We start from the raw sequence: 23,040 nt of genomic DNA, 5'->3' as shown, positions 1-23,040 counted from the left end.
CCATGACCTTTCGACTCCTGTTTATGTCCTTATCACTTCTGGTCATCAGCCCGCTGATGGTTTCTGCCGCACCGGTATTACCGGCTGATATTCGAGACGGTCTGGAAGCATTCAGGCAGGCCAGTGGGGTGGGCGTGGATTTGGGCGACAAGCGCCAGCAAGCGCTTTATCAGGATGCCGAAGAGGCCCGTTTGAGCGGCCAGACTGACGATGCCGGGCGCGTCCTCGCCGGAATGAAGGAAGGCTACTGGGCGGCTGTAGGTTACCTTAATCTGTCTACCGATTATGCCAGGGAGGATCTGAATCCTGCCCGCGCGCTGGTCGCTCTGAGGGTCGCTCTGGCCATGCTGGAAGGCGATGGGGATTCCGCTCGCCGTGAACAGCTTCGGAACCGCCTGCTCACTCGGGCCGGCTACCTTGCATACCAGCACGGGGAGTACGAGAAAGCGATCGGTTTTCTGGAAAAAGTAGCATTGGACAGCTTCAGCACACCGAGGGCGCTCTACCTTCACGGCCTTGCACTCTCGCAGCGGAGCAACCACCGGGCCGCCATGCAGAGCTGGCACCGGGCCAGGAAATACCCATTGGCTTACCCGGGTGTTGCGGATGCCTGGATTGCTATGGGCCGGGGGTATGATCTCTCTGGCTACCTGGGTCAGGCCGGAGAAGCCTACCTGGCGGCCAACGCAGCCTTTGAAAGTGAACGGGTGACCTTGCGCAAACTGGCAGAAAAAATCCGGGACCAGGGGGCTTACAAGACATTGATCGAAGATGCCAGGGAAACCGGAGTTGACTGGTTCCTGGCCGATAGCCGTACCCTGACCCAGCCACGCATGGCCTATCTGCTGGGTTTTATGGCGCAACCCGCCGCCCAGCATGCCGGGGGGAGGGTCGCCGCTCTGGAAGTGATGGCCGCAAGGCTTGTGGGTTACCAGAGGGATCTGGAGGTCTTCGACAGCGCACTGGCCGAGCAGATCGCCAACAGTCAGCGGCAAACTGCCTATGAAAATACCAAAGCGCTATCCAGGCAGGGAGCTGATCTCAGGGCCCGGATCGAGCGTTTGTCGGCTGAAGCGGTGGATTCCGCTCAGAAAAACCGGCTCTCCAGCCTGGCGCAAACCCTGGCGGATACCCGGGACCGGCTGGCCAGCCTTGATCAACGGGCATCGGGACGACCGGCGGTGCTTCGGGCACTGCGCGATCAGGCTCTCGCGCTGAAGAGCAGGAATGAGGCGCTGGTCGCCTCTGTTAAGCGTCTGAGGCTCGAAGCCGGGGAGGCTCTGGACAAACTGGCCCTCGATTACGTCGCCAGCCGGGATCGGCAGATGGCGTTCGCCCTCGACAAAACCGAACAACAGATCGCCCACCTGTACGAATACCTTGCCCTGCAGAATCTTGCCAACGCAGATCTGTCCGGAGACACAGCCGGGGAGGGACGCCCGTGAGACGACTGGCCCCAAGGTTTTTCACCGCACTTTTCACCGCACTTTTCATCGCACTTTTCATTGCACTTTTCATTTCACTCTGTCTCGCCTCGCCAGCGATAGCCCAGGAATCCTTCCGGGTCGATCTCGGGCGCGATGGCGAAACCATCGGTGACATGCGCCCCGTTTTTCTGACATTCGAATCCCGCCCCATGCCCGCTATTTCGCCATCGGAAGTGGTGCGTCGCTACCATCGCCTGTTTCTGAACTCCGATGAGCCTGAGGTAAGGATCGATGCCCTGAACCGTCTGAGTAATATTCGCGACAAATCCGGTGAGGACATCGGCTTCTCTGTGTCCGAGGAACAGAAGGTCTACCGTGAGGCCATCAGTAGCTACGAATCGATTCTGGAACGAGGCTCTTTTGGCGGGCGGCTTGATGAACTGCTGTATCAGATGGCCAAGGCCCATGCGCTGACGGGTCACGATCAGGAATCCATCCAGCGCCTGAAACAACTGGTCGGGCTTTATCCTGATTCAGCACTGGTGCCAGAGGCCAGATTCCGGATTGCGGAATCCGCCTTTGCTTCCGGTCGCTATGCAGAGGCAGAAACTGGCTATCGACACCTGGTTGAATCCGGCGAAAACGGAGAATTCAGCACCAAGGCCAGGTATATGCTGGGCTGGAGTCAGTTCAAGCAGGGTGCCGGGGCCTGGGACCGGGCAGCCAACACCTTCGTTACGGTTCTGGACGAGTTCCTGCCAGACGCCCAAAGTCTGGAAGACGTCAACGAATCCAGTGTCGACACGATCGATGATACCTTCCGCGTGCTTGCCTTGATGGCCGCGAGAAAGCGCGGCCCCGAGACGCTGATTTCCTGGCTGGACGAGACCCGGATGCGTCCCTGGGCGCATCTTTTGTTTGACCGGCTCGCGGATTATTACGCTGTCCAGGGGCAGACAGAGGCCAGCGTTGCCGTTAACCAGGCATTTATTCGCTACGCGCCGGATCACGCTAAGGTTCCCGCCTTCATGTTGCAGGTCGTCGATGTCTGGCAGCGGGCTGCTCTGCCCGAGCGGATCCGTGAGGCGAGGGCAGGGTTCGTTGCACGTTTCGGGTCCGATGCTGGCTACGATCGCCTCAACCCGGGCGAGCAGGAAAAATGGCAAAGCTTCAGCCGGGTGCTGGCGGACTTTCAGTATAACCGGGGAACAAATTCGGCTAACACGGGCGATGTAACCGCTGCCAGGGCGGCTTTTGTTTCGGCTGCTGGGTATTACGAGGGGCTTGCCCGGCGGTCGGTCCGGATCGGTGAAATCCTTCGGCTGGCGGGCGACGCCCGGCTCCAGGCAGGACAGTTCCCCGAGGCACTGGCGAACTTCAGGCGCGCAGCTTATGAGGTGGCGAATTACAGCGAGGCGGCTGATGCCGGCTGGGCGGCCATTACGTTGCTGCGCGATGGCCTCAATGGCCGGCGAACCAGCCAGGGATTCAGCCCCGGGCTCGAGGAAGTTTCTGCCGAAGCGGATCAATTTGCAGAACGTTTTTCCGGAGATGCCAGAAACGCCGGCCTGATGGCGGATCTGTCCGCCCGCTGGCTCGCCACAGGCAACCACCAGCGCGCCCTGGATTACAGCGCGAGAGTCATCACCGGTGCCGAAGCTACCGCCCGGGAACGTTATGCAGCATGGCAGGTAACCGCAGAAGTCCGGCAGCACCAGGACGAATACGGTCTTGCGGAAAGGGCCTGGAAGCAGGCTCTGGAACTCGCTGAAAACGGCGACCCCGGGGATCTTCCAGGGGATCAGGCGGAGAATGTCCGAAAACAGCTCGCCACGGTTGTATACCGTCAGGGCGAGCGGGCCGCGGCCAATGGCAAGACCGAAGATGCGGTCCGGCACTTCCGCCGCGTCGGTTCGGTGCTGCCCGGATCAGACCTGGCCATCAAGGGCCGCTACGACGCCGCCAACACCCTTCTCAAAGCCGCGGATTGGTCCGGGGCCATTGAAGATCTTGAGCGTTTCCGGTCGGATTTCCCCGGGCATGAGCTGGTGTCGGGCATCCCTGAAAAGCTGGTCCACGCCTGGGTTGCATCCGGGCAGCCAGCGCTGGCTGCGTCAGAGCTCCTGCAGATGGCGGCAGGCCAACCTGACCCCTGGCAGCTGCGGCTCAGAGCTGCCGCATTGCTCCATGACGCTGGCAATATCGCTGAACGCAACGCGCTTTACCGTGACTATCTGGCCACTGGCGTCGTTGCCGGGGATGGCCCGGGCCACCTGCGACTTCAGACCATGCGTCACCGCCTGATGGAATCCGGCGTTGAGGGGGATGACTGGCGGGAAGCACTGGTCAGCGCGGAGCTGGAAAGCCCCTGGCACAGCCCGGAGACCCTTGAGTGGGCTTCTCGTGCCTCAATGGTTCTCGGTGCCCGTGCCGCAGCCGCTTTCACCAGTATCGAACTGACCCATCCCCTGGAAGATTCGCTGGAACGCAAGCAGGGCGCGCTGGAAGCCGCGCGTCAACGATTCCTGGATGCAGAGGCACTCGGCGCTGAGGCGGTGCTGTCCGAGTCCCTTTACCGGCGTGCGGAACTTTACCGGGGGCTGGCCCGGGACCTGATGGCGTCGTCAGTGCCGGCTGATCTGAACGAGCTGGAGACCATGCAATACCAGATGCTGCTGGAAGAGGAAGCCTATCCGTTTGAAGAGAAGGCAATTCGGCTGCACACCGAGAACCACCGGCGGATCACCGCCCGGGGGTACGATGCATGGATTGGCCGCAGCCTGGGCGTTCTGGCCGATCTGCATCCGGGGCGTTACCAACGCAAGGTGAAATGGTTGAGCTGGAATATGGAGGCGGGTGATGGCTCGTTATAACCGGTTAAAGAGCACGTTGGTCTGGATTCTTCTGCTGGTTCTGCTGGGCGGCTGCGCCGGGCAGGCTGTTCAGGAGCCTGAACCCGCACAGACGAACCCGGAGTTGGCAAGAAGCTTCGCAAGGGAGGGGCAGCTGGCTCTGGAGCAGGGCCGCAGGAATGCCGCCGCCGAGGCGTGGCAGAAAGCCGTTGAGCTGGACCCGGGCAACGCGGTCGTCGTTAATAACCTGGCATTGGTGATGAAGGATCAACACCGCTTTGCCGAAGCCGCAAAGCTGCTTGAGACCGGTATTTCGAACTCGCCGGAGGTTGCCGAGCTGCATTACAACCTGGCCGTGATTGCTGAACTGTATCTGTTGGAACTCGACAGGGCGCTGACTCACTACAACCGCTATCGGGTACTGACGGAAGAAGACGACCAGCTCGTCACCGGATGGATTGCCGATCTGGAACGGAGGCTGCAATAGATGCAGATGCGCCATTACTTGCAGGTAACCGTAACAGGTATGCAGTCAGTTGTTCTTGCCGGGCTGGTTTTGCTGGCGCCGGCCCTTGCCGGGGCAGGTCAGGAGGACTCGGTTCGCCTGAGCGTTGACGGCATATCGGCCAGCCTTGGCGAGGATGAGCCGCGGGTACTTTACATATTGCCCTGGCAGGCGCCGAGCCTGCCAAAACGTCCCCGGGCAAAGCTGGATGATACCGCGCCGGAACTGATGCGGCCGGCAGACCCGGTGACTCTGGAAAGGCATCGCCTGTTTCGTGAAAACCTTAACCCCCTGATCCTGAGCCCCCTCGGGGACTCAGCCGTGACTGCGCAGTAATAACGGGAGAACAATCATGCTGGACACCATCGTACGTTTTTTCCAGGAAGGCGGCCCCTTCATGTACCCCATTGCTGTTGTATTGGCGCTGGGCCTGGCCATTACCCTGGAACGATTTTTCTACCTCTCCGGGGTGAGGCGGCGCAACCGGGCGGCCTTCGAACGGGGCATCCTGCCATTGCTGCAGAAGCGTGATTACCAGCGGGCCATGAAAGCGGCAAGCAACTCGGATAGCGCCATTGCCTCCATCATGGGCGCGGGCATCGGTCGGTTGCTGAGCAACAGCCGGCGGGAAGATATTGAATACGCCATGGAGGAGGGTCTGATGGAAGTCCTTCCCCGGCTGGAAAAGCGCACCCAGTACCTGGCGACCCTGGCCAACATCGCCACCCTGCTGGGGTTGCTGGGCACGATCATCGGTCTGATCGCAGCCTTTACTGCAGTGGCAGCGGCAGACCCATCCCAGAAAGCCAGCCTGCTTTCCGAGAGCATATCCGTGGCCATGAACACCACTGCCTTTGGACTGATGTCGGCGATACCCTTGTTGATGTTCCATGCCGTGCTGCAGACCCGCACCAACGAAATTGTGGACAGTTTTGAAATGGCGGGTGTGAAACTGCTGAACATTGTTTCTGATCCTGTTTCGAACCCCAATGCCCAGCCATCCGCAGCCTGAGTTGATGCCATGAGACGCCGACACCGCAGGCTGAGTACATCGCCGGAGCTGGACATAACCGCCTTTCTGAACCTCATGATCGTTCTGGTGCCGGTTTTGTTGCTGGGCATGGTGTTCAGCCAGGTCCGCATGATTGAACTGAACTTTCCCGGAATGGAGGCCGGGGAAGCTCCAGAAGCCGATGAGTTCCGCCTGGTGGTAACACTGATTCCGGCGGGCATCGAAATTGCTGACAGCGACCGGGGGCTGATTCGTGTGCTTCCGAAAAAACAGGGTGCACAGGACTTTGAAGCGCTTGGTGACGTCCTTCGCCAGGTGAAAGGCCGGCTACCGGAGAAGACCGATGTGGTGCTGGAAGTCGGTCCCGATATCGATTACCAGACGCTGGTTACCGCCATGGATACGGTTCGCTCATACCCGGCCGTGGTGGCGGCCAGTGTGGTGGAGGCCGAGCTGTTTCCGGACGTTTCCCTGATGGATGCATCGGATAATCGTCAGTTGGCGGCCACTGTCCAGGAAGAATCCGGGGAGGGCGCGTGAGAACATCCCGAAAGGCTCGCAGGATCCAGCGGCACTACGGCCGCATGCACAGACCGGGTGGCCTGAACCTGGTGTCGCTGATGGACATCTTCACCATTCTGGTTTTCTTTCTGATGGTGAATTCCTCCGATGTGAAAGTCATGCAGAACACCGCCGATGTGCCGTTGCCGAAATCGACGGCACAGCAGGAAGCCGCAGAGAATCTCACGGTGCAGGTAACCGGCAACGCCATTCTGGTACAGGGAAAGGAAGTGGCCCGGCTGGAGGGAATCGAAACGGGAGATGACCGTATTTCCGGTTTGTCGGACGAGCTCACCTGGCGACGTAACCGCTGGACCGAGATCCCCGAGGAGGGACTGGAAGTTACCATCATGGCCGGTCGCGATACCGATTACCGGCTGCTCCGGAAAGTGATGCAGACCTGTGTTGATGCGCAATACCGGCAGGTGCGGCTTGCAGTGGAAGGGGAGGTTCGCAATGGCTGATACCTTGTCTCCTGCGGGACATTCCGCCGGGCTGCCGTGGGGCCGGGATACCGGTGAGAACCTCCGGTTTGGCGCCATTGTCGGGGTGACGTTGGCGCTGTTACTGCCTCCGGCACTGTTGATTCCGACACTGGACCTGCCGGAGATTCAACGCAGCGAGGCTGAACAGATCCCGCCCAGGCTCGCGCGCCTTGTGGAGCGGCCAAAACCCATTGTTACACCTGAGCCTGTGACGCCAGAGCCCGTCAGGCAGGAGCCGGTTAAACCAGAGCCGGAGCCCGAGGCTCGAAAAAAAGAACCGGAAAAGGCGCCCCCTGAGCCGGTGAAGGCTGAACCGAAACCCGAGCCCCGGCCGGAGCCTGCCCTTGCCCGGCAGGCCAAACCCCGGCAAACCACTGAGCAGGCGAGGGAGAAGGCGTCCCGGTCCGGGTTACTGGCGATGAAAGACCGGCTGGCCTCTCTCAGGGAGCCTGAACCGGCGCAGGCCAGGCAATTTGTGGCGAATACAGATTCCGACAGCATGGCCCGCACCGTTTCCCCCGGGGATTCCGGGAAGGTGCTCAGTGGCAGTGGTGGGGTTACAGACACTGTGGCCCCGGAAACATCGGTGAATGTGGCCGGGCACGAAGTCCGGAAAGTCGAAGCGCCTGTTGAGGAAACCCGTGCCGTAGCGGCGAAGCCGGCTAATCCCGGGCCGTCCGTCGGTGAGCGGGCCATGAGCAATATTCGCAAGGTATTTGATGCCCAGAAAACCGCACTCTATTCCCTGTACCGGCGGGAGTTGCGGCAGGACCCAACGCTTGAAGGCAAGGTGTTGCTGGAACTGGTGATCGAACCAGACGGTTCGGTTTCCGCCTGTGACGTTGTCAGCTCCGAATTGCAGCATCCGTCCCTGGAGCAGCGTATTGCCATGAGGGTAAGGTTGTTCAATTTTGGCGCCGACAAGGTCGGGACCCGCACGGTTCGGTTCCCGATTGATTTCCTGCCCGGCTGAATCAGCTCTCGATGGTGATCCTGGGCAGTTGAGGCTTGTGCAGGGAGACTTTTTCCGTCGGCGCAATAACCCTGGCCTGGCCGGAGACCACCTGCTGGCCATTCTGGTTCCGCACATCACAGCCAACCACAATACGGTTTCTCGGATCCTTGCGCAGTACTTTCAGGTTTACCGTCAGGGTGTCATCCAGCTTTACCGGACGCCTGAATGACAGGCTCTGCTCCAGGTAAATGGTGCCCGGGCCAGGCATAACGGTTGCCAGTGCCGCTGAAATCAGGGAGCCGCTCCACATGCCATGGGCAATGCGTTCCTTGAACCTGGAGCAGGCGGCGAAATCGGAGTCCAGGTGTACCGGATTCACGTCACCGGACACCGCCGCAAACAGCACCAGCTCGTCTTCCGAAAGGGTGCGTATGAAGGTGGCGGTATCGCCCTCGTTCAGCTCGTCATAGGTAATATTTTCAAGAGTATCAAGAGTATCAAGAGTATCAAGGGTATCGCTCATGGTGCGCTCCGCACTGATGTCATTTGTGTACAGCTGTTCGGGTAAGAACTCCGAAAACTACCTCATCGGTTACAAAACTGCTATTCTCTCCCCACTTTTTTGAGTCTGATACTTTTGTCGGGTTGATTTTTTTACCAACCTGGCATCGGTAAATCATTCTAATCAAAAGCGCCAAACAGGAGATGGTGATGGATTTTGAGCAGTTTTATCAGGATAAATACCCCGCCGGCGTACCTCGCGAGGTTGACCTGAGCAAATACAAGAGCATGGTGGATGTGTTTGAGCAGGCCGTCAAAAAGTTTGCTGACCGTCCTGCATTCTCCGCTGTTGGCGCAACGCTCTCCTATCGTGACCTCGACACCCTGAGCCGCAACTTTGCAGCCTGGATACAAAACAAGACCGATCTGAAACCTGGCGACCGTATTGCGGTTCAGATGCCCAATGTCAGTCAGTACCCGGTGGTTGTGTTTGGCGCCATGCGTGCTGGCCTGATTGTGGTGAACACCAACCCCTTGTATACCACCCGGGAAATGGAGCACCAGTTCAACGATTCCGGTGCCAAGGCATTGGTGGTGCTGGCCAACATGGCCGGGAACGCCGAAAAAGTGCTGCCCCATACCGGCATCGAACACGTCATCGTGACTGAAATTGCCGACATGCATTCACCGATCAGGCGCACCCTGATGAATGCGGTGATCAGGCACGTCAAGAAGATGGTGCCCCCGTTCAACATTCCTCAGGCCCATAAACTGCCGGCAGTGCTTAGTGCCGGTGGCCGGGAAAAGTTTACACCGGTTGAGTGCAAGCGGGACGATATCGCAGTTCTGCAGTACACCGGCGGCACTACCGGTGTGGCCAAAGGCGCCATGCTGACCCACGGAAACCTGGTGGCAAACCTGTTGCAGACCCGCCCGATGATGGAGGGTATGGTCGTTGAAGGGCAGGAGGTTGTTATTGCGCCCTTGCCGCTGTACCACATTTATTCCTTCACCCTGAACTGCGGCATCATGCTTGAGGCCGGTGCCCACAATGTCCTGATTCCCAACCCGAGAGACATCCCGGGTTTTGTGAAGGAGCTGAAAAATCACAAGTTCACCGCGTTCCTGGGCCTGAATACTCTGTTCGTAGCACTGTGCAACAATGAGGAATTCCAGGCCCTGGACTTCACCAGCCTGAAGCTGACGTCCTCCGGCGGTATGGCCCTGACCAGCGACACGGCGAAAATGTGGCAGCGGGTGACTGGCTGTGAGATCTGCGAAGGCTTCGGTATGACTGAAACCTCGCCAGTGGTGACCTTTAACCCTCCCAGTGCCATCCAGATTGGCACTATCGGCCTGCCCATTCCCTCAACCCTCGTTCAGACCCTGGACGAAGAGGGTAATGAAACGCCCCTGGGCGAGCCTGGCGAGCTGTGTGTGAAAGGTCCTCAGGTTATGCGTGGATACTGGCAGCGCCCGGAGGACACCCAGAAGTCCTTCACAGAGGACGGTTTCCTGCGCACCGGTGATATCGCCCTGATCCAGGAAGACGGCTACATTCGCATCGTTGATCGCAAGAAGGACATGATTATCGTGTCTGGCTTCAACGTGTTCCCGAATGAGGTTGAGGATGTTGTCAGCAGCCACCCGAAGGTGGTCGAGTGTGCCGCCGTGGGCATTTCCGATGCCAAGAGTGGTGAAGCGGTCAAGGTTTACCTGGTGCCGACAGCCGAGGGCGTGACCGAGAACGAGCTCAAGGAGTTCTGCCGCGAGCGTCTGACGGCCTACAAGGTGCCCAAGTACTTTGAATTCCGCGATGAACTGCCCAAAACCAACGTGGGCAAGATTCTGCGGCGCGAACTGCGGGACGAGGCCAACAACAAATAAGCCTGCCCCGGGCTCTTGCAAGGAATACCCTGCTTCGGCGGGGTTTTTCCGTTTTTAACCACCTGACTTTCCCGATAGACTGTCGCCCAATCAGATCCGAGTGAGCGTAATTCCGGCAATTCAATGACAGACACCCGTTCCAATACTTCCAGAACACCGGCACTCAAACCGGACGGCGAAGCCGCCGTCAAGGCCATGATGGCGCAGCTGGACGCCTGCAACCAGCAGGAAGCGGCACGCATCGTGAAAACCGTTGCCCGCACCAAGGGCAAGCCGGGCCAGAAAGACCTGGAAAAGATGGCCAACTGGCTGGAGCGCGGCCTCGGGAAAGTGCAGCAGCGACACGCCCTGCACAAACCGGCGAGTTTCCCGGAGGGGTTGCCGGTTTCCGAGCGGGTGGATGATATCCGGGAGGCCATCGAAAACCACCAGGTGGTGATCATTGCCGGTGAAACCGGTTCCGGTAAAACCACCCAGATCCCGAAAATCTGCATGAACAGCGGCCGGGGTACCCGGGGGCTGATTGGCCACACCCAGCCCCGCCGAATTGCCGCCCGCAGTGTGGCCGCCCGGATTGCCGAGGAAATCGGTGAACAGACCGGTCAGCAGATCGGCTACCAGGTTCGATTCACCGATAACACCTCGGAGCAATCCAGGGTCAAGGTGATGACGGATGGCATCCTGCTGGCGGAAGTTCAGCACGACCGGTTTCTGGACCGCTACGACACCCTGATCATTGACGAAGCCCACGAGCGCAGCCTCAACATCGATTTTCTGCTCGGCTACCTGCGCCAGCTCCTGCCCAGGCGACCGGACCTGAAGGTCATTATTACCTCGGCAACCATTGAGGTGGACCGGTTCAGCGAGTTCTTCGACAGGGCTCCGGTGATTGAGGTAAGTGGGCGGACCTATCCGGTGGATATCCGTTACCGGCCGCTGACGGGCGATGAAGATGACCGGGATCAGGGCTGGACCGACGGGGTTCTGGGTGCCCTGGAGGAAATCGAACAGCACGAGCGCAGTGAAAAGCAGCCACCGGGCGATGTGCTGGTGTTCCTGCCCGGCGAGCGGGAAATCAGGAACCTGAGCAAGGTTCTGCGCCATGTCGATCTGAAGCATACCGAAGTGCTGCCGTTGTATTCCCGCCTGAGCAATGCCGAGCAGAACCGGGTGTTCCAGTCTCACAAAGGCCGGCGTATTGTGCTTTCGACCAACGTGGCGGAAACCTCGCTGACGGTGCCGGGCATTCGTTATGTGATCGACACCGGCGTTGCCCGGATCAGCCGCTACAGCGTTCGCTCCAAGATCCAGCGGCTGCCGATAGAACCCGTGTCCCAGGCCAGTGCCAATCAGAGAGCGGGCCGCTGTGGTCGTGTGGCACCAGGCATCTGTTTCCGGCTGTACGACGACACCGACTTTATCAACCGCCCGGAATACACCGATCCGGAAATCCTGCGCACCAACCTTGCTTCCGTCATCCTTCAGATGGCCACTTCCGGGCTCGGCGAGATCCGGCAGTTCCCGTTTCTTGAACCGCCGGACAAACGGCAGGTCAACGACGGCTACAAGCTGCTGGAAGAACTGGGGGCAGTTGATGACAAGCGTCGCGTTACCAAGCTCGGGCGAACCATGGCGCGACTGCCTCTGGATCCGCGGCTGGCCAGAATGCTGGTAACGGCCGCCGACCTTGGCAGCTTGTCGGAAACCCTGGTCATCATTGCCGGCCTGAGCATTCAGGACCCCCGTGAACGCCCCCAGGACAAACAGCAGGCGGCCGATCAGGCGCACGCCCCGTTCAATGACAGGGAATCGGATTTCGTTACCCTGCTGAACGTCTGGAACTATTACGAGGAGCAGCGCCAGGAGTTGTCCCAGAATCAGTTGAAGAAGGTCTGCCAGAAGAGCTTCCTGAGCTGGATGCGAATGCGGGAATGGCGGGACATCCATCGCCAGCTCACCCTGATTTGCCGCGAACAGAAACTGGCGGTGAACAAGGAGGCCGCCAGCTACGAATCGCTCCACAAGGCTATTCTGGCCGGCCTGCTGGGGCAGGTGGCCGTCAAGGTTGAGAAAAAGGAATATCTCGCCACCCGCAACCGGAAGGTGATGCTTTTCCCGGGCTCCAGGGTTTTCAAAACCGGTCCCAAGTGGATTGTCGCCACCGAGATTGTTGAAACCAGCCGGGTGTTCGCCCGGGTGGTGGCATCCATTCAGCCGGAATGGATTGAGCCCCTGGCTGGCCACATTGTTAAACACCATTATTTTGAGCCCCACTGGGAACAGAAACGGGCTCAGGTGATGGGCTACGAGAAGGTGACGCTTTACGGTCTGGATATCGTGGCCAAACGTCGGATTCCCTACGCCAAAGTGGATCCGGCCGAGTGTCGCACTCTGTTCATCCGCAGGGCGCTGGTTGAGGGCGATTACCGGTCCAGGGCACCATTCATTGCCCGTAACCGGGAAATACTCGATACCGTGGAGAACCTGGAGAAGAAAACCCGGAGGCGGGATCTTCTGGTCGATGATGACGTTCTGGTGGCGTTCTACGAGGAGCGCCTGCCGGCGGATATCGTCAGCGGGCGCCATTTCGAGAGTTGGTGGAAAGGCCTTTCGGCGGAGCAGCTGAAAGATCTGGAACTCACCGAAGACGACATTCTCCAGCGCCCGGTCGACGCCCAGGCGGCGGAGTGGTACCCCGATTACCTGGAGTGGGAAGGCGTCCGCTACCCGCTGAGTTACGAATTCGAGCCTGCCAGCGAACAGGACGGCGTTACCCTTCAGGTTCCCCTGATGGCCCTGAAGCAGATTCCGTCCCGCCGACTTGAATGGCTGGTGCCGGGGCTGTTACGGGAGAAATGCGTAGCCCTGGTGAAGTCCCTCCCCAAGGCATTGCGTCGCAATTTCGTCCCGGTACCGGATTTTGTTGATGCGGCCCTGGCCAATCTCCAGCCATCCAATGAGCCGCTGGCTTTGCAACTGGGCGAACAACTGCGCCGGATGACTGGCGTGAGAATCGACCCGGACGCCTGGTCTGAGGCGGAATTGCCCAGGCATTTGCGGATGAACCTCCGGGTTATGGGCGATGGTGGAAAGGCGATTGCCGAAAGCCGGGATACCATCGAGCTTCAGGGTCAGCTTGAGGGCCGGGCGGAGGAGGCGCTGGCTTCGGCGACCAGTGACAATGCCTCAAAGGAACCGGCGGGAGACTATACCGACTGGCAGTTCGGACAATTGCCCGAACAGGTACAGACCGAAAAAGGCGGGATGCAGGTAACGGTGTACCCGGCACTGGAAGACCTCGGCAAACAGGTCCGGCAGATTCGATGTCTGGACCGTTTGACGGCAGAGGACATCACTCGCAAGGCGGTTGCCCGTCTGATTCTCAACCGGTTCGGCAAGACCCTGGATGATCTCGAGCGCAAGCTTCCGCATTTCCGGCAATCCGCCCTGATGTTTGCCCCGGTGGGCCAGGCGAAAGTTCTGCTGGACGACCTGCTGCTGGCGACGGCCATACAGCATTTTCTCATCGAAGGTATCCCGAGAAGTGCCGATGACTTTGATCGCCTGTTTGGCAGGCACCGGGGAGATTTCATTCCCGCGCTTGAGCAGGCCGACGAACGGCTGTTTCAGGCCATGTCCGGCTACCAGAAAGTGGCGAAGCGGCTCAAAGGCAAGATCAACCTGGCCCTGGCAAACAGCATGGCCGATCTGAAGTTCCAGCTGCGGAATCTTGTCTATCCGGGGTTCCTGGTTGATACGCCGCCGGAGTGGCTGGCGGAGTTCGGTCGTTACTTCGAGGCCGCCCTGATCCGGCTTGAAAAAATGCCCCGGGAAATGGGTCGGGAGCGCGAATTCCTGCATACCATCGAGCCACTCTGGTCCCGCTATGCGGTAAAGCGTGATGAACAGCAGCGCCAGGGTGTGCGGGATCCGGAGCTGGTGCTTTACCGGTGGATGCTTGAGGAGTTCCGGGTATCGTTTTTTGCCCAGCAACTGGGCACGGTTATGACGGTATCGATAAAACGGATGGACCGGCAGTGGGAGAAAACCCGGGTTTAAGGCGTCGACAGGCCCGCACCAATCCGGCGCCCCTGACTGATTCCCGGCGGGCAAAACCCGGAGACTGTGTTAGTATTTCTGACAGTGGATTTTTCTGACATCCTGTTTTCACAATCATGACGTGGGGTTAGCGTGATTAAAGCCGTTATTAGCGGGACCGGTCTCTACACACCGCCAGCAACCATTGATAACGACGAACTGGTGGAAGCCTTTAACCAGTACGTCGAACTGTTTAATGCAGAGAATGCAGACGCCATTGCCCAGGGCGAGGTTGTTCCATTGCAGCCATCCTCTTCTGCCTTCATAGAAAAAGCCTCCGGTATCAAGCGCCGCCATGTTATCGACAAGGACGGCATCCTTGATCCTAAGCGCATGGCGCCTTACATCCCGGAGCGCAGTAACGAAGCGCCCTCCGTACAATGCGAAATGGCCGTCGCCGCCTGCCGCGAAGCGCTGGAACAGGCGGGCAAATCCGTACAGGACGTGGATGCCGTTATTGTCGCCTGTTCGAATCTGCAGCGCGCCTACCCGGCGGTTTCCATCGAAGTTCAGGAAGCATTGGGGATCAACGGTTTTGCCTATGACATGAACGTTGCCTGCAGCTCGGCGACCTTTGGCCTGCAGGCTGCCGTGAATTCCGTGGAAAACGGCAGCGCCCGTTCGGTGCTCGTGGTGAGCCCGGAGATCTGCTCCGGCCACCTGAACTTCCGGGACCGGGACAGCCACTTCATTTTTGGTGATGCCTGCACGGCGATTTTTGTGGAGCGGGAGGAGGATGCCCGCGCCGGACAGGGGTTCGGGATTCTCGGTACCAGCCTGAAGACGAAATTCTCCAATAACATCCGGAACAATTTCGGCTTCCTGAACCGGGCAGATGAATCCGGTATTGGCAAACCCGACAAGCTGTTTGTGCAGCAGGGTCGCAAGGTATTCAAGGAGGTTTCACCACTGGTGGCTGCAACCATCCTGAACCAGCTTCGGAGCCTCGCGATTGCTCCGGACGATCTGCGGCGAATGTGGCTGCACCAGGCCAACCTCAATATGAACCAGCTGATTGCCCGCAAGGTGCTGGGCCGTGATGCCACCGAAGATGAGGCGCCGGTTATTCTGGACGAGTACGCCAATACCAGCTCCGCAGGCTCCATCATCGCCTTCCACAAGCACAAGGGAGACCTGGCCAGTGGTGATCTGGGCGTGATCTGTTCGTTTGGGGCAGGTTATTCGATCGGCAGCGTCGTGGTGCGCCGCCGATAGTCTCTTACCGGGTTAACCCGTTGCCAGCGCCCGCAAGGTCTCTGGCAGCGGAGCCGATGACCGTGTTGCCCGGTCGAACCAGACAATTTTGGCATAACCTTCCCCATAAATGGCGCCGGTATCGACATCTGTCAGCAAATGATAGGTGTCGAGGCTGGTGTTGCCTGCTTTGTCAGCGTATGTTTTCACCTCTACCGTTGCCGGATGGTTCAATTCCTTTAGAAAGGTGGCACTGGTCTTTATAATAATCGGGCCGGTTGGCTCGCCGGGACCGCCGAGTTCCAGTGACGCCAGCCACACAATCCGCGCTTCCTCGAAGAAACGGAAGTAAACTGTATTGTTGGCGTGGCCGTATGCATCCATGTCTCCCCAGCGGAGCGGCATGGTAATCGTGCTTACAAGATTTCCCGGGACTGACATCGGGTTCCTCCGTAACAACGGTTTAATAATGATAAGTAAAGCGCCGGTATTTTCGGCGAGTCGAGACGAATTAAACAACCCATGAGCCGAAAATGAAATATCTTTTTATCCGACGCTGGTTGATCGCCATCGTGACGAGCCTTGCTATGGCGGTGCTTTTTCCCGCCAGTCAGGCAACAGCCCAGACCATGAAGGAGCCCGCGCCGGAAGGCTCAGTGCCGGTTGACCCGAAGGACCCCTGGGAGAACTGGAACCGCAAGGTGTATAAATTCAACGAAACCATTGACCGGTGGTTTCTTAAGCCGGTGGCACAGGCCTACCGGAACTTTACCCCGCGGCTGATCGACCGGGGTATTACCAATTTCTTCAACAACCTCACCGAACTCCGGAACTTCACCAACAGCGTGCTCCAGTTAAAAGGGGAGTCCGCGGTGGTGGCCGTCGGGCGTTTTACTTTTAATACAACGTTCGGCCTTCTGGGCCTGATTGACGTGGCCACGGCTTTCGAACTCCCGGAGCGGCCGGAGGATTTCGGACAGACCCTGGGCTACTGGGGTGCGGGACCGGGACCTTATCTGATGCTACCGCTTCTTGGTCCCTCGACACCCCGGCACTTCACCGGCTTTGTAACTGACGGGTTTGCTCTGCCTTCGGCCTGGGACGCCGTGGAAAGCCATGAGGCTTATTCTGCCCGGGCTCTCCAGATTGTCGATAAGCGGGCTGATCTGATTCCGGCGGAGAGCTTCATTTCCGGCGACAGGTATGTTTTCCTCCGAAACGCGTTTTTACAACGTCGTGAGTTCCTGATAAACGATGGGAAAGTGGTCAATGATCCGTTTGCCAGTGGCAATGATGAAAATCTGATGCTGGATGATTTCTGAGTTTCGGGCGGGTTGAAAGGAGGTCAGCGGTGCTAGAGGATCCAAGAATAGCCAAGTTCCGGAAGATGCTGGCCGAGGCGCCGAACTATGAAGTCTGGAAGGCGGCGGCGCTGGAACTGGATTTTCTGGAGGGCAATGCCGAGTGGAAAGAGGACTTTGCCTCTGACCTCTACCACTACGAACTCATTTATGATCGCCTGAGCAACCTTAAGCAGTACCGCCAGCAGAATGACGTTGAGCGCCTGAAACGGGCGCTTCGGGAGGGGTTGCACCACGATCTTGGTAACATGGGCAACCCTGCGCTCTACACCCGGTCCCGGGTTGGCACCAAGCATCTGATCGAGGAATACATTGCCCAGGTGTGCGAAGCGCTGGATTTCCTCTGCGACCATTCGGTGCCCGGTTTTCCCGTGGCGGACAAGCTCCAGTTTTTCCGGGATACCCTGACAAGCTACGGCCGGCCGACATTGCTGCTCAGTGGCGGTGCCACCCTCGGCATGTTTCATTTCGGGGTGATCAAGGCGCTCTGGGAGAAAGGCCTTCTGCCCCAGGTGATCGCCGGTTCCAGTATCGGCGCCATCATTGCCGGTATTCTCGGTGTGCATACCGATGCGGAAATACCGGAAATGCTGGTACCGGAAAACCACAACCTCAAGGCCTGGAAGTGGCGGGGCCTGCTCAGTGCCGTTCGCGGCGACGGTCTCATGGATCAGGAGCAGTTGCGCGGCTGCCTGCGGGCGAATATTGGTGAATACACCTTCGAAGAGGCCTACCAGCGCACTGGTCGCTCTATTAACGTGAGTGTGTCACCGGTACAGGCGCATCAAAAGGCGCGATTGTTGTGCGGCTATACATCGCCCTACCTGATGGTGTGGAGTGCGGCTCTGGCCAGTGCGGCGGTTCCGGGTATTTTTCCGCCGGTCACCCTGATGAAAAAAGACATCTACGGCAATACCCTGCCTTATATGCCACGCCTCAAGTTTGTGGACGGTTCGGTGGTCAGCGATCTCCCAATTGACCGCCTGATGCATCTCTACGACGTTAACTACACAATTGTGAGCCAGGCGAACCCCCATGTTGTACCGTTCCTCACCCAGCGAGGCAGAGACGAAAAGCTCTCCCTGGGCAGTCTCCCGATGCATCTGCTGAAATCGGAAATCCAGTTCCACGGCAAGGGGGTATTCGATTACCTGCGCAAACGGGTAAGGCCGGAACTCTTGCGGCAGGTGTCCGGTCAGTTGTACACGATTATGGCTCAGCGGTACTCGGGAGACGTTACCATCGCACCAACCTATTCATTCAGGGACTATCGCCGCATGCTGGCTAATCCGGATCCCGCCTACGTAAGGGAAATGATTCTTGCCGGCGAACGGGCCACCTGGCCCAGGATTTCCATGATTCGCTCCCATGCCCGGATCTCCAAAACCCTTGAGCGGTGCGTGCGTCGACTGAAACAGCAGAACCGGCGCACTGCCGGGCTCAGGTTGGTTAATAACGCGGATTCCGGTACGTCCTGATATGTATTACGATTTTTTCGGCTTTCGCGAACCGCCGTTTTCTATCGCCCCAGACCCCCGTTACCTCTATCTCAGTGATCGCCACAAGGAAGCTCTGGCGCACCTGATGTACGGTGTTCAGGGCCAGGGCGGCTTCATTGTGATTACCGGTGAAGTAGGGACCGGGAAGACCACGGTATCCCGCTGCTTTATTGAAAACGCTCCGGACAATGTCGATATAGCGCTGATTCTCAACCCCCGGCTCTCTGCGCGGGAGTTGCTGTCCTCCATCTGCGACGAGCTTGAGATTCCCCACGACATCGGCGCCACCATCAAGGAACTGGTGGATCTCATCAACCAGGACCTGCTGAAGGCGCACGCGGCGGGCCGTCACAAGGTGTTGATGATCGACGAAGCCCAGAATCTGTCTGCGGAGGTGCTTGAACAACTCAGGCTCCTGACCAATCTGGAAACCGCCGAGAAAAAACTGCTGCAAATTGTCCTGCTTGGCCAGCCGGAACTGCAGGAGATACTTGCCCTTCCGGAACTGCGGCAACTGAACCAGCGGGTAACCGCGCGTTATCACCTTGATGCGATTGGCAAGGACGAGCTGCCGGCCTACCTTCGCTATCGACTCCGCGTGGCCGGCATGCGCGGGGACATTTTCTCGCCCCGGGCCGTTCAGCGACTGTACCGGGAAAGCCAGGGTATTCCCCGGCTGATCAATCTGATCAGCGACCGGGCTCTGCTTGGGGCCTACGCGGAAGGTGAGCATGAAATTACCGCTGATCACATTCGGCACGCAGCAAAAGAGGTTCGTGGCCATTCCGCTGGCCCCGGGCCATCGCGGCAAGGTGGCTCACCAGACAGATCCCAGTACCTGATCGTTGCGGCATCCATGCTTGTTGCCATTATCGGAACCGCCTGGCTGTTTGAGCGTTGGGCCCCGGGCGAGCCGGCTTTCGCTGAGCAGCCCCCGGGGGAGCTATTGCAGGGTGCCATCGAGCGGGTTGCGGATGAGCCGGGCAAAATGGCTGAGGCGGAAATGCCGGAAACGGCAGATTCCGCGAACAACAACGAAGTTGCTGAGCGCCAGGCTCTTGCGGAACTGGACGTTCCCGGTCAGCTGCTGGATTCAGTCGATGCCTTCCGGATGTTATTCGGGATCTGGGGGCGCAATTACCAGCCCGCCGATGCGCCAGTGGCCTGTGATTTTGCCAGAGAAAACGGGTTGGCGTGTCTGGAGCGGCAGGGCAGTCGCCGGAGCCTTGAGTTTCTGGATCGCCCGGCGATGTTGCGGCTTCAGGATCAGGCCGGCAACGACGGTTACGTTGTGATTCGTCACCTTGATGGCGACATGGCCGAAGCTGCGTTGCCGTCCGCTAACGTGGAGCTATCGTTCGCCAGTATCGAGCCTTACTGGTTTGGGGAATACCGGGTATTGTGGCGCCTTCCGGAATACCTCACCGGCGACGGCTTTTACAGTACCGGAAACGGCCAGCAGTTATGGATTGGCGCCCGGATGATGGAGCTGGCGGAGACGCTCAGTGCCGGCCGCCCGGAAAGCGATCAGATCAAGCGGATGAGTGCCGAAGAGCAGGTTCGCTGGTATCAGTCCCTCCGGGGTCTTACCGTTGACGGAATCGCTGGCGCCATGACCATCATCCAGATGAATAACGATCTTGAGGCGTCTGTTCCCCGGCTTCAGCCCTCAGTGTCGGGAAACCGGTCGGGAAATCGGTCGGGAAATCGGTCGGGAAATCGAGAGTAACTATGTCTTATATTCTTGACGCATTAAGAAAATCCGAAACGGAGCGCCGCCAGGGGCGGGTGCCCGACCTTGGCCAGCAGGTGCAGTTGATACACCGGCCAAAGAAGAAGCGGGTATCGCCGGTGGCCTGGGTCACTGTCGCCCTGATGCTCAACGCCGGCGTGCTGGCGTTTGTCTTCTGGCCAGGCTCCCAGCCACCAGATCAGCCGGCCGAACAGGTTGAAGCGCCACCGGCGGCACCGGAACCGGAACAGGAACCGGAATCACCTGTGAGCCTGCCGAAGGCTGAGGCCGCCGCGGCGCCCGTGCCCCGGGAGCGGGCGACCATTATTGTACCCTCATCCGATTCATCACAGACTTTTCCACCCTTGTCGGTGCCTGAGCAGGCGGGCAGGGTGCCCCATCTGGTAGAGTTGCCGCTTTCGTTTCAGAAGAGTGTCCCGGATTTGACCTTTAACAGCCATATCTACTCATCATCCCCGGCGTCCCGCCGCGTCATGATTAATAATGCCTATCTGCGAATCGGTGATTCGTTTTCCGGTCTGCGGGTGGAAGACATCACCGGGGAGGGCGTTGTACTCAGCCTTAACGGTCAACGCTTCCGGGTTGGTGTGGTCCGGGACTGGGTGAGCCCCCGATAATGGCTCTGACTGACGACACCAAGCACGAGATTCAGCAGGGCTACCGCGACGTGCTGGCAGGCAAGGATATCCGTGCCCGCTACGGCCAGCGGTTGATGATCGCTGAAATTGCAAAATACATGGGTGAGATCACCGGGAACGATGGCCAGAGAACCTCGCCGGCGTCAGCGTGCGTTGTAGAGGCGGGGACCGGTACCGGCAAGACCCTGGCTTATCTTATAGCGGCAATTCCCGTGGCCAAAGCCCTGGGCAAAACCCTGGTTATTTCCACGGCCACCGTTGCATTGCAGGATCAGATTGTTCTGAAGGACCTTCCGGACCTCAAAAAGCACAGCAAGATGGATTTCAACTGGACCCTCGCCAAGGGGCGGGGCCGGTATCTTTGCATGTCCAGACTGGAGGCGCGCCTGCACGACGAGGGCAATGGCGACAGCGACACCATGCCGCTGTTCCTGCTGGATGGCCCCAGGTCCGAAGCGTCGGGCACACGGGCTTTCTTCGAGGAGATGCTCGCCAGTTATGGTTCAAGAAACTGGGATGGCGACCGGGACCACTGGCCGGAGCAGATTCCGGATGATGTCTGGCGCCAGGTCACAACAGACCACCGGCAGTGCACCAACCGCCACTGCAGCTACTTCGACAGCTGCGCGTTTTTCGACGCCCGGAAAGATCTGGATGATGCCGATATCGTAGTGGCGAACCATGATCTGGTGCTGGCGGATCTGGCGCTCGGTGGCGGTGCCATTTTGCCCGAGCCTGAAAAGGCTTTGTACATTTTTGATGAGGCCCATCACCTTCCGGACAAGGCCCTGAATCATTTTGCCGCCTCGGTTTCCCTGAACGCCACACGCCAGTGGCTGAAGCAACTCTCCCAGGCGCTGGTCAAAATGCAGCCTTACCTGCCGGGAGGCAGCCAGGCTGCCAAGAGTCTCGACCGTATTGGCTCTGCGTCCCGGGATGTCGATCTTGTTCTGGCCAGGGTCTATGAGGAAGCAGAGCAGAATACCGGCTGGGAATTCAACGAGGAGCGCCGAACAGCCCAGTGGCGTTACCCGGAGGGTGAGCTCCCCGAAGCCATGGCGGATCTGTCGGCTGAGACCCGGATTGCCACCGCGAACCTGGTGCGTCAGCTTGGTGTGCTGGCGGATGAGTTGCAGGGGGCGTTTGATGAACGCAAAGAGCACGAATTAGACCGTGAGACTGCCGAGGCATGGTATCCGGTGATCGGCTCTTTCCACAGTCGTGCCGAAGATCAGTTGAGACTTTGGACGGCCTGGTGTGAGCAAGGAGGTAGCCCGCCTCCCGCGCGCTGGGCGGTCCGGCAGCGATGGGATCACGCCGAAGACATTACCCTCTACAGCTCTCCGGTGCTCGCAGACAATCTGCTGTATTCCCGGCTCTGGTCCCGGGCCTACGGGGCTGTGCTGACCAGCGCAACGCTGACCGCGCTCGGCCGGTTTGACCGGCTTAACGCCCGGGCGGGATTGCCCCAGGACAGCCGTTTCCTGGTGGTTCCCAGTTCCTTCCGTTATGCCGAAATGGCCACCGTGGAAGTGCCGGCGATGTCTGCCCTGCCGACCGATGACGGGTTTACCGATGAGCTGGTCAAGCGCCTGCCCGATCTGTGGGCAGGTGAAAAGGCAACGCTGGTTCTGTTCACTTCCCGGCGCCAGATGATCCAGGTGCGTGACGCACTGGCGCCGGACTATCCGGAGCTGATTATCACCCAGGATGACATGGCCAAGGGTGAGGTGCTTCGCCAGCATTGCAGCCGCGTGGATGAGGGGCGGCCCAGTGTGCTCTTTGGGGTGGCCAGTTTTGCCGAGGGTATCGACCTGCCGGGTAAATACCTCCACCACGTGGTCATTACCCGACTGCCGTTCTCTGTGCCGGATGATCCGATAGAGGCAGGCCTTGCTGAATGGGTAACCCGGCGTGGTGGTAATCCGTTTATGGAGATCACGGTGCCCGATGCCTCGATCAAGCTGGTTCAGGCGGTCGGGCGCTTGCTCAGGACCGAGCAGGATACCGGCCGGGTCACCATTCTGGATCGCCGGATCATCGCCAGGCGCTACGGCCAGCTGTTGCTTGATGCCTTGCCGCCGTTCCGGCGGATCATCGAACGCTGATCCTCCCCGGCACCATTCTTTCGAGTACGATGCGTTCAGGTAGATAGCCCGCCCAAAAAAAAGAGCCAGCCCAGATGGGGTGGCTCTCATCAAAGGGGTCCTTTTGAACCCGGGCGTCGAAACAACGCGGAACAAGAAATCTGAAGGCCTGAAGTTTCAGAATTCCTGGCAAGGTTTCCCTCACCGTTGAACAAATGATAGAGG

The 23,040-nt window shown here is 59.0% G+C and carries 18 protein-coding genes; 16 read left to right on the top strand and 2 right to left on the bottom strand.

Translation table 11 applies throughout. The annotated features are described in order from the left end of the window. The first annotated feature begins 2 nt into the window (after window positions 1–2). From NLK58_RS03380 to NLK58_RS03345, 8 genes are read left to right on the top strand one after another with little or no spacing between them, the layout of a single operon-like run. Window positions 3–1,445, top strand: a complete 1,443-nt coding sequence (locus NLK58_RS03380; protein WP_227539423.1) for a hypothetical protein — start codon at window positions 3–5, stop codon at window positions 1,443–1,445. Beyond that, window positions 1,442–4,300: a tetratricopeptide repeat protein gene (locus NLK58_RS03375; RefSeq protein WP_341582040.1), complete on the top strand. Its 2,859-nt coding sequence runs from the start codon at window positions 1,442–1,444 to the stop codon at window positions 4,298–4,300. The genes NLK58_RS03380 and NLK58_RS03375 overlap by 4 nt, the downstream gene beginning before the upstream one ends. Beyond that, the gene (locus NLK58_RS03370; protein ID WP_341582039.1) at window positions 4,287–4,766 is read left to right on the top strand and encodes a tetratricopeptide repeat protein; all 480 of its coding nucleotides are present in this window, start codon (window positions 4,287–4,289) and stop codon (window positions 4,764–4,766) included. Before NLK58_RS03375 ends, NLK58_RS03370 begins: the two co-directional genes overlap by 14 nt. Beyond that, complete coding sequence (locus NLK58_RS03365) at window positions 4,767–5,120, top strand: hypothetical protein (RefSeq protein ID WP_227539421.1); 354 nt, start codon at window positions 4,767–4,769, stop codon at window positions 5,118–5,120. Window positions 5,121–5,136: 16 nt separating this feature from the next. Further along, a complete protein-coding gene (locus NLK58_RS03360; RefSeq protein WP_117617264.1) occupies window positions 5,137–5,796 on the top strand; it encodes a MotA/TolQ/ExbB proton channel family protein in 660 nt (219 codons plus the stop codon). Window positions 5,797–5,805: 9 nt separating this feature from the next. After that, window positions 5,806–6,336: a biopolymer transporter ExbD gene (locus NLK58_RS03355; protein WP_341582038.1), complete on the top strand. Its 531-nt coding sequence runs from the start codon at window positions 5,806–5,808 to the stop codon at window positions 6,334–6,336. After that, window positions 6,333–6,821, top strand: a complete 489-nt coding sequence (locus tag NLK58_RS03350) for a biopolymer transporter ExbD (RefSeq protein ID WP_341582037.1) — start codon at window positions 6,333–6,335, stop codon at window positions 6,819–6,821. Before NLK58_RS03355 ends, NLK58_RS03350 begins: the two co-directional genes overlap by 4 nt. Further along, entirely contained in the window at window positions 6,814–7,815 is a 1,002-nt protein-coding gene (locus NLK58_RS03345) for an AgmX/PglI C-terminal domain-containing protein (RefSeq protein ID WP_341582036.1), read from the top strand. Before NLK58_RS03350 ends, NLK58_RS03345 begins: the two co-directional genes overlap by 8 nt. 1 nt (window position 7,816) lies before the next feature. On the opposite strand, the gene NLK58_RS03340 is transcribed toward NLK58_RS03345, so the two are convergent. Continuing rightward, window positions 7,817–8,320: a MaoC/PaaZ C-terminal domain-containing protein gene (locus tag NLK58_RS03340; protein ID WP_341582035.1), complete on the bottom strand. Its 504-nt coding sequence runs from the start codon at window positions 8,318–8,320 to the stop codon at window positions 7,817–7,819. Window positions 8,321–8,508: 188 nt separating this feature from the next. Between NLK58_RS03340 and NLK58_RS03335 the strand changes: the two genes are divergently transcribed. The 3 genes from NLK58_RS03335 (at window position 8,509) to NLK58_RS03325 (ending at window position 15,498) form a co-directional block, all read left to right on the top strand. Then, window positions 8,509–10,185, top strand: coding sequence for an AMP-binding protein (locus tag NLK58_RS03335; RefSeq protein WP_341582034.1), 1,677 nt, complete (start codon window positions 8,509–8,511; stop codon window positions 10,183–10,185). Window positions 10,186–10,380: 195 nt separating this feature from the next. Continuing rightward, a complete protein-coding gene (gene hrpA / locus NLK58_RS03330; RefSeq protein WP_376788077.1) occupies window positions 10,381–14,244 on the top strand; it encodes an ATP-dependent RNA helicase HrpA in 3,864 nt (1,287 codons plus the stop codon). 132 nt (window positions 14,245–14,376) lie between these two features. Next, the gene (locus NLK58_RS03325) at window positions 14,377–15,498 is read left to right on the top strand and encodes a beta-ketoacyl-ACP synthase III (protein ID WP_341582032.1); all 1,122 of its coding nucleotides are present in this window, start codon (window positions 14,377–14,379) and stop codon (window positions 15,496–15,498) included. A 12-nt stretch (window positions 15,499–15,510) separates the two neighbouring features. Here NLK58_RS03325 and NLK58_RS03320 read toward each other — a convergent pair whose 3' ends face one another. Next, on the bottom strand, window positions 15,511–15,918 hold the full coding sequence (locus NLK58_RS03320) for an acyl-CoA thioesterase (protein ID WP_341582031.1): 408 nt from the start codon (window positions 15,916–15,918) through the stop codon (window positions 15,511–15,513). Window positions 15,919–16,010: 92 nt separating this feature from the next. Between NLK58_RS03320 and NLK58_RS03315 the strand changes: the two genes are divergently transcribed. The 5 genes from NLK58_RS03315 to dinG are packed head-to-tail and all read left to right on the top strand — an operon-like array spanning window position 16,011 to window position 22,836. Beyond that, complete coding sequence (locus NLK58_RS03315) at window positions 16,011–16,799, top strand: VacJ family lipoprotein (protein WP_341582030.1); 789 nt, start codon at window positions 16,011–16,013, stop codon at window positions 16,797–16,799. A 29-nt stretch (window positions 16,800–16,828) separates the two neighbouring features. Continuing rightward, complete coding sequence (locus NLK58_RS03310) at window positions 16,829–18,316, top strand: DUF3336 domain-containing protein (protein ID WP_341582029.1); 1,488 nt, start codon at window positions 16,829–16,831, stop codon at window positions 18,314–18,316. 1 nt (window position 18,317) lies between these two features. Beyond that, complete coding sequence (locus NLK58_RS03305) at window positions 18,318–20,066, top strand: AAA family ATPase (RefSeq protein ID WP_341582028.1); 1,749 nt, start codon at window positions 18,318–18,320, stop codon at window positions 20,064–20,066. Between the two features lie 2 nt (window positions 20,067–20,068). Next, window positions 20,069–20,707 carry a general secretion pathway protein GspB gene (locus NLK58_RS03300; protein ID WP_341582027.1) on the top strand — a complete coding sequence of 213 codons (639 nt, stop codon included), beginning with the start codon at window positions 20,069–20,071 and terminating at the stop codon, window positions 20,705–20,707. Continuing rightward, window positions 20,707–22,836, top strand: a complete 2,130-nt coding sequence (gene dinG / locus NLK58_RS03295) for an ATP-dependent DNA helicase DinG (protein WP_341582026.1) — start codon at window positions 20,707–20,709, stop codon at window positions 22,834–22,836. The genes NLK58_RS03300 and dinG overlap by 1 nt, the downstream gene beginning before the upstream one ends. Window positions 22,837–23,040: the final 204 nt, after the last annotated feature.

The organism is Marinobacter metalliresistant (assembly GCF_038098645.1).
GTDB lineage: Bacteria > Pseudomonadota > Gammaproteobacteria > Pseudomonadales > Oleiphilaceae > Marinobacter > Marinobacter metalliresistant.
Note: the sequence above shows the minus strand (reverse complement) of the source record. Positions and strands in the feature narration are given on the sequence as shown.